This window comes from Thermofilaceae archaeon, assembly GCA_038731975.1.
Lineage (GTDB): Archaea > Thermoproteota > Thermoprotei > Thermofilales > Thermofilaceae > JANXEW01.
In genome coordinates, this window is record JAVYQJ010000035.1 from 1 (window position 1) to 7,332 (window position 7,332).

The following is a 7,332-nucleotide window of genomic DNA, read 5'->3' on the forward strand; positions in this document are numbered from 1 at the left end:
TTAGACTGGCCGGATATGTCCTTGGTGGCGACGTGCTTATAGGGATAGACATTGCGGCAAGCCAGTTCTTCGACGCTTCAAGCGGTAAGTACAGTGTTGACGGGAGACTCTTAAGCGCTGAGGAGTTGCTGGAGATGTACCTGGATATGGTGTCTAGGTATCCGATAACATACTTGGAGGACCCCTTCGATGAGGAATCCCCGACTATGTAACTGCCTGCCTGACTCATCCACGGGGTTCGACGCTGATCTGAGCCCCACACTGCCCACCAAGTGAAATTCACTAAAGTCTTAATTAAGGAATGCTAATGCCTGGAGGATCCCCCGTGAAGGCATTCTAAACGAAAAACAATGTGTGGATGTGTTAAGGCGGTATTTTCTCATCCTCCTTATCGAACATCTCCACCGTCGTCCTCAGCGCTATCTCAACAGCCTTGATCATGGTCTCTAACGACATGCTGGGCGGCACGCCGGCCCAGTCACCTCTCTTAACGGCCGCCTGCTCGGGAAGTAGCGGCAGATGCATGAAGCCAGCCTTCCTCGGGTAGCCGTACATAGCCGAGTGGTGTAATGCGATGTACATCACGAAATTGCACAGGAATGTTCCGGCAGTATTGGAAACTATTGCGGGTATGCCGCTCTCCCTCAACCTCCTGAGGATCGCCTTCTTAGGTAGTGTGGTGAAGTATGCTGGAGGGCCTTCAGGCTCTATAGGTTCATCCACAGGTTGCTCACCGTCGTTATCAGGTATCCTAGCGTCCTTAACGTTAACCGCAACCCTCTCAATAGTGACGTAGGATATCCCAGACCAGAGCCCCAGACCTATGTAGATGTCAGGGACGTTGGAGCTCAGAAGCTCCCTCAGAACAGAGCCGGCCCTCCTGAAAGAAACCGGCAGGACTGCCGTCACGACCTCCAGCCCGGACATCTCCTTAGCGAGGGCTTCAGGTAGCCTACGCACCACAAACTCCGACGGATTTAACTTATCACCACCGAAGGGCTCAAAACCTGTGAGAAGGGCTTTCATGATACCCACCCAATATCTACTAAACTGTTAGGTTATTTATCCCTTTAGGCGTTTTCGTAAGCACCTCAGGACCGTCCGGCGTTATTAAGACTGTGTCTGAGTGCCTAAACCCACCAACATTAGGCACATATATACCTGGTTCAACACACAACACCATGTTCGTGTCCAGGACCGTGACATCCCCCTCAGCTAGGTTGGGCTTTTCATGTATCTCCAAACCTATGCCGTGTCCTGTTCTGTGGGTAACGAATTTGAGGGCGTTGTGCGCCGCAAAAACTCCTCTTGATACTTTATCAGGCTCCTCAGCCAACACACCCGGTCTCAAAACCTCTATCGCCTTTCGCTGGGCCTCCTCCATCAGCTCGAAGTACTCTTCGACCTCGGGCTTGACTCTACCGACTAAGAATGTTCTCTCGTTCTCAGCCCTATACCCCTCTACAGCTATGTCAAGCGTCACTATTACCACATCACCGTCAACGACCTTCCTGCCGCTGACCATGCCGTGAGGGTAGTAAGACCTGAACCCTGATAACACAGCCGCTACGGTCCAATTCATCCAAGGATAGAGCCCTTCATCGCCAAGCAACTCAGCCAGCTTGACCTTCATAGCATACTCAGCACGTGCCGCGACCACGACTTCCCTACCCCTCTCCTCCAAGCTCCTCATGACTTCCTTCATGCCGAAATCCGTTATATCTGCCGCCACTCTGATCCTTTCAACCTCACTCCCATCCTTAACCATCCTCAGGTGGGCGAGCTCTTTCGAAAGATCCACCAACTCCAGAGCCTCCGACACGGACTTCACCTTAGTATACATCGTCAATGAATCAACGTCAAGCCCCACTCTCCTTGCATCACGTAAGTCCTCTTTCAGTATGTGGTAGAATTCCTCCTCATGGTAGTAATGTTTGATTGTTGGTATTGGGCTTCGCTCCCTAGCATGCTCTAAATCTAAATACGGCACTATTAGTGTTGGGTCTCCCTCTGAAGGCACTATAACCGCTATCGGCCTGGAATATATTATGGCTTGGAAGAGGCTGACGTAGTACGTGTTCTCAGGCTTCAGCACTACAGCCACGTCGACACCCTTAGTCGCAAGGATCCCCTGCAACTTCTTGAGTCTTGAGTCATACGGGAATTTCGGAAGCATCATTGCCCCACGTCACCCTCACTACCCCGCGACCCTCGCGACTCAATCAACATGTATAGGAAGAGTGCAACCACGCCTAGTAAGCAGCCTACCACACCGCCATACAGTATTATACCAACTATGAGTGAGGGAGTCATTTCCTACCACCCAGTGCTACAAACACCAGGGAAATCAGTAGGGGGACAACCCAGGCCGCGATAGTTCCGTAAAGCGAGTTGTAGAGGTATATCGTCGCTGAGGCTACGAAACCTAACAGGGTTGCAGTAAACGCCCCCCAACCACTCAACCTTTTGGTGTAGAGGCCTATGAGTGCTGGAATCACCGGGGGCGTCCTTAAGGCGTAAGAGAACATGAGGAGCCACAGAATGCCTGGAGCATACTTGGCGATAATTATGGTTAATATGCCGAATAAGAGGGCAACCACCCTACTCACCAGGAGTTTCCTGCTCTCCGGCGCTCTCTTCATGAAGAAGGGGGTGACGACATTCGCCATAACTATTGCAGCGATTCCATTGACGGTAGCGGCGAAAGTAGACCACGCAGCAGCCACAAACCCAAGTAAGTATATAAGCCCTAGGGAGGCTGGGAGTAGGGTAGCCACTACCTGAGGCGATGCTGAGGACGGGGCTACGTTCAGACCTGCGGCACGGCCAGCAAGCCCTATGAAGCCGCACGTTAACGCTACCGGCATGAACAGGACCCCGCTTAGCACTAGCGACTTCCAGGCGTGTGAGGGGTTCTTAGAAGCGTATATCATCTGCCAGAGGAATGAAGAGGCGAGAGTCCCCCCTAACAAGGAGAGGAGGAATGTGAACATCCAGTTAATCGAATCGGGCGTTAAGCCCAGGAGCGCTGGTGAATACTTCTGTAAACCGGCTACAACACCGTCCACACCACCCAACGTCGAGGAGATGTAGAGCGCGACTATTGGTAGGAATATGGATATCATGGCTAGCTGCATGACATCAACTAGAGCCACCGCATAAAGTCCGCCATATATACTGTAAACCAAGTAAAACACACCAGCAATAATTAGTGAGGAATCGAAATCCAATCCTGTTAATGCCTGCAGGACGTAGGCTCCTCCAAGAGTTGACGACGCCGCACTTAACGTAGTTATGATCAGAATCTGCCAAGCCGTGAACTGCTCGAAGAGATTAACCCCTCCAACACGTGCCTCACTAAACCTGTGCCTGAGATAGTGGGGGAAGGAGATAGTTCCGGGGGGCGCGTCCCTCTTTATGCGAGGCGCAAATATAGCCAGTATGATCAAAGCACCGCCGACCGCTAACGCGTACCACACAGGACCTATCAGACCGTACCTATAGCCGGCTTCACCGCCGGCCAAGACCGTGTAGTGGCTCTCCCAAGCCGCCAGGATGGTTATTGTGAGTAACGCCAATCCCATTCTATGGCCAGCTAGAAAGTAGTCGCCAAGACTCCTGACCCACCTACTACCGACGATCCCTAGGGCAGTCCACATAACAAGCAGTGCGACTAGAATGATTAGAACTAACATCACATTTATCAGGATGGATCACCCTAAGTAGTAATGGATTAACCAAATATTTAAATTTTTTAATGAACCACCCCTGCAAGTCCTTTACACCGGGAACCCCTCAGCGAACCTTAAACACTGGAACAACTGACTACCCTCACGAAGGACTGAATCAATGCTGTAGCCATTAGTAACGCACAACAGTCCGTGCTCACCCTCTCCGAGATATCGGTTCCTAGGGCTCGATGATTACGTTATTTAAAAGAGTGAAACTACATGTTCGTGTGGGAATAGGCGATGGCTAGGGTTGAGATAATAGACACTACTTTGAGGGACGCCTACCAGTCGCTACTAGCCACGAGGCTGAGGACTGAGGACATGTTCCCAATCCTGGAGAAGCTTGATAAGGCTGGTTTCACCAGCCTTGAGGTCTGGGGTGGGGGCTACCTTCGACGTTGCTGTCAGATATCTTAAGGAGGACCCCCTGGGAGAGGCTTAGGAAGGTCCGTGAGGGGGTTAGGAGGGCTAAGCTCCAGATGCTCTTGAGAGGGCAGAACCTAGTTGGCTATAGACACTACCCGGACGACGTGGTTGAGAAGTTCGTCGAGCTGGCCTATAAGAACGGCATAGACATATTCAGGGTCTTCGACGCTCTCAACGACTCCAGAAACCTTGCCGTGAGCATAAAGAAGGCTAAGTCCCTCGGGGCTACAGTTCAAGGTGCCATGTGCTACACGATAAGCCCAATACACACAGTCGACTACTACCTGAGGTATGCTGAGGAGCCGGTCTCGATGGACGTTGACGTGATAACCATAAAGGACATGGCCGGGATACTGGATCCCTACATTGCCCACACGTTGGTCACGGAACTTAAGAAGAGGTTCAAGGTTCCGGTAAACGTGCACACCCACACCACCAGCGGTATGACCGTAGCGACTTACGTCAAGTCCGCGGAGGCCGGCGCCAACTACATAGACACGGCGGTAAGTCCTCTCGCCTTCGGAACGGCGCAGCCGGGAATACAGGCAGTCTACTTCTCACTCAAGGATGATCTCAGACCGGAGGTGGATCTCACTATCATTAACGAGATCTCCGAATACCTGAAGAGAGTGATTAACGAGAAATACGCTAAGCTGATGGCCATCAAGGCCCTAACACCCGACCACAACTTCCTAATACGTCAAGTCCCCGGCGGGATGGTCACGAACTTGATCGCGCAGTTGAAGGAGCTTAAGGCGGAGGGCTGGCTGAAGGAGGTGCTGGAGGAAATACCAAGAGTTAGGGAGGATCTCGGATGGCCTCCCTTATTGACACCACTCTCACAGATCGTAGGGACTCAGGCAGTGCTGAACGTACTGCTGGGCAGGTATAAGGTGGTGGCTAAGGAAGTCACTAACTACGTAGCCGGCTACTACGGAAGACCTCCAGGACGCATAAACCCAGAGGTAAGGGAGAAAGCGCTGAAGAGCGTTGAGGAAGTACTGGCAAGGCCGGCGGACCTGCTTAAGCCAGAGCTCGGCAAATGCTATGAGGAAGTGAAGAGAATGAAGGTATTGATAACCGACGAGAATGTCATGACCTACTGCCTCTTCCCGGACGTGACTAAGGAACTCCTTATCGAGCTCTACGACGACTACAAGGGCCAGGAGATGGAGGTTGAAGCATTAATAGCGTACTCGCAGTAAAACCAATTACGTAAGTCCCCCTATAGCATTGAGAACCGGGAGACGCCTCGTGCAGTTGTTTTGGGTTTCATATCTGTTTGCATTAGTTGTTGTGGATGTAAATGCTTAGGTGCTTTACACATGGTGGCCTCGATGAGGGGTCGCCCTGAACGCCCCCCAAGCCCAATGCAGGGAAAACAAGACAATAAAATCAATCAATGCAAACCCATACAGGAGCCGAACCCCAACCTAACTTTGGCATACACCATACTCAGATTGTTAAGAACTCATTCCCGCAGCGATCAACATACTGCTAGCGAGCATAAATATCTTGAGTATTAAGTAAATTATAATTAAAAGTAATTAATTAAAATTTATTCGGACCTATAGCTATATCTCAATGAGGTGTTATAGTGTTCGAGAAACTATTCGAGCCTTTCTACATTAGAGGTCTTGAAGTACCAAACAGGATAGTAATGCCGCCGATGGTTGTTGGCTACGCTGGCCCACAGGGAGATCACTGAGCAGGCGCTCTCATACTATGAGGCTAGGGCGCGCGGCGGTATTGGACTCATAATAGTTGAGGCCTCATACATCCGTGAGGACGGCAGGCTGGTCTCGGGGGAGATAGGGATATACGACGATGAGCTCGTGCCAGGGTTGGCTAGACTGGCTGACGTCATTAAGATCCACGGCAGCAGATCCGCGATTCAGATAGCTCACGGCGGCGTGCAGACCCACGTAGGTCAACCGCTTGGACCCTCAGCCATCGGCAGGAAGGTGGTTCCGCATGCCAAGACCCCGAGGGAGCTCAGGACGGAGGAGGTGGAGGCGTTGGTCGAGGACTTCGCTAGGGCGGCGCTCAGGGCCCAGCAGGCCGGCTTCGACGTTGCTCAGGTTCACGGAACGCACGGCTACCTAATAACGCAGTTCCTCTCACCGCTCACTAATAAACGCACGGACAGGTATGGTGTTGATAGGGTGTTATTCGCTGTTGAGGTCGTTCAGAGAATTAAGAGCCTGTACGGGAGGAACTACCCGGTGATATTCAGGTTAAACGCCAACGAGTTTATGGAGGGCGGAATCACCACTAACTACGCTAAGGAGGTTGCTAAAAGGCTTGTGGAGGAGGCCGACGTGGACGCCTTCGACGTGACCGGCGGGAACTACGACACGAAGGACATGATCCTCATGCCCTACTACTACACTGGGGAGGGGTTCTTCTTCAATCTGGCTAAGGAGATAAAATCCGCCGTAAACGTGCCAGTCATAAGCGGGGCCTCATAACCGACCCAAGCGTGGCTGAGGAAGCCATAGCTAAGGGTTTGGTTGGCGCGGTGTTCGTTGGAAGGCAACTGATAGCAGATCCTGAGTGGCCTAAGAAGGTCAGGGAGGGCAGGTTGGACAGCATAAGGATCTGCCAAGCATGCAATGAGGGTTGCATAGGCAATAGGGTATTCTACGGTAAATCAACCTGGTGTGCGGTCAACCCGATCTCAGGCTTCGAATACAGGTGGTTGTCCGAAGACCTCTTGCCAGAGCGGCATAAAGGAAGAAAGTAGTTGTTGTGGGCGGCGGCCCAGCAGGGCTTGAAGTCGCGAGGGTGCTTGCCATCAGAGGTCATGAGGTGATTCTAATAGACGAGGGAGAAGCTCTCGGAGGCACCCTCAAAGTATCCTCGATCTCAGACTTCAAGAAGAGGCTTGAGAGGTTGGTTAGGTGGTATGAAGCCCAGCTGAAGCAGCTTGGAGTCAGGCTGATGACCAAGGTTAAAGCAGCCCCGAAAACACTTGAGGAGCTAAGACAGGACGCCGTGGTGATCGCCACGGGCTCCAGACCACTCATCCCAAAGATACCCGGCGTTGAGAGCGCGGTGGTAACCGATGACGTGTTATTGGGAAGAGCGCCTGTAGGGAGGAGAGTGATCGTTGTCGGTAGCGGACTTGTGGGCGTTGAGACAGCACTGCATCTAGCCATGAACGGCAGGGAGG

Annotated in this window: 9 protein-coding genes; 6 read left to right on the forward strand and 3 right to left on the reverse strand. The window is 52.0% G+C overall.

Annotated elements, in window-relative coordinates:
* A partial coding sequence (gene eno, locus QXF46_08510) for a phosphopyruvate hydratase (protein MEM0226899.1) occupies positions 1–212 on the forward strand: 212 nt, incomplete at its 5' end.
* Between the two features lie 151 nt (positions 213–363).
* Here the strand turns inward: eno and pcp are convergent.
* From pcp to QXF46_08525, 3 genes are all read right to left on the reverse strand, one after another.
* A complete protein-coding gene (gene pcp, locus QXF46_08515) occupies positions 364–1,026 on the reverse strand; it encodes a pyroglutamyl-peptidase I (protein MEM0226900.1) in 663 nt (220 codons plus the stop codon).
* Positions 1,027–1,045: 19 nt separating this feature from the next.
* A complete protein-coding gene (locus tag QXF46_08520; GenBank protein ID MEM0226901.1) occupies positions 1,046–2,179 on the reverse strand; it encodes a Xaa-Pro peptidase family protein in 1,134 nt (377 codons plus the stop codon).
* Between the two features lie 130 nt (positions 2,180–2,309).
* On the reverse strand, positions 2,310–3,695 hold the full coding sequence (locus tag QXF46_08525) for a sodium:solute symporter family protein (protein MEM0226902.1): 1,386 nt from the start codon (positions 3,693–3,695) through the stop codon (positions 2,310–2,312).
* A 276-nt stretch (positions 3,696–3,971) separates the two neighbouring features.
* On the opposite strand from QXF46_08525, the gene QXF46_08530 reads away from it, so the two are divergent.
* The 5 genes from QXF46_08530 to QXF46_08550 all read left to right on the forward strand — a co-directional run.
* Complete coding sequence (locus tag QXF46_08530) at positions 3,972–4,148, forward strand: hypothetical protein (GenBank protein ID MEM0226903.1); 177 nt, start codon at positions 3,972–3,974, stop codon at positions 4,146–4,148.
* Positions 4,130–5,362 carry a pyruvate carboxylase subunit B gene (locus QXF46_08535; GenBank protein ID MEM0226904.1) on the forward strand — a complete coding sequence of 411 codons (1,233 nt, stop codon included), beginning with the start codon at positions 4,130–4,132 and terminating at the stop codon, positions 5,360–5,362. The genes QXF46_08530 and QXF46_08535 overlap by 19 nt, the downstream gene beginning before the upstream one ends.
* Before the next feature lie 471 nt (positions 5,363–5,833).
* Positions 5,834–6,628: an NADH:flavin oxidoreductase gene (locus QXF46_08540; protein MEM0226905.1), complete on the forward strand. Its 795-nt coding sequence runs from the start codon at positions 5,834–5,836 to the stop codon at positions 6,626–6,628.
* 11 nt (positions 6,629–6,639) lie between these two features.
* Positions 6,640–6,903 (forward strand): hypothetical protein, encoded by a 264-nt coding sequence (locus QXF46_08545; GenBank protein ID MEM0226906.1) that lies wholly within the window; start codon positions 6,640–6,642, stop codon positions 6,901–6,903.
* A gap of 5 nt (positions 6,904–6,908) precedes the next feature.
* The coding region (locus tag QXF46_08550; protein ID MEM0226907.1) for an FAD-dependent oxidoreductase at positions 6,909–7,332 on the forward strand (424 nt) is incomplete at its 3' end.

Bases quoted from the DNA above. Each gene is read 5' to 3' on its own strand.
- QXF46_08525 (MEM0226902.1), bottom strand. From the start codon at position 3,695: ATGTTAGTTCTAATCATTCTAGTCGCACTGCTTGTTATGTGGACTGCC.
- QXF46_08530 (MEM0226903.1), top strand. From the start codon at position 3,972: ATGGCTAGGGTTGAGATAATAGACACTACTTTGAGGGACGCCTACCAG.
- pcp (MEM0226900.1), bottom strand. From the start codon at position 1,026: ATGAAAGCCCTTCTCACAGGTTTTGAGCCCTTCGGTGGTGATAAGTTA.
- QXF46_08520 (MEM0226901.1), bottom strand. From the start codon at position 2,179: ATGATGCTTCCGAAATTCCCGTATGACTCAAGACTCAAGAAGTTGCAG.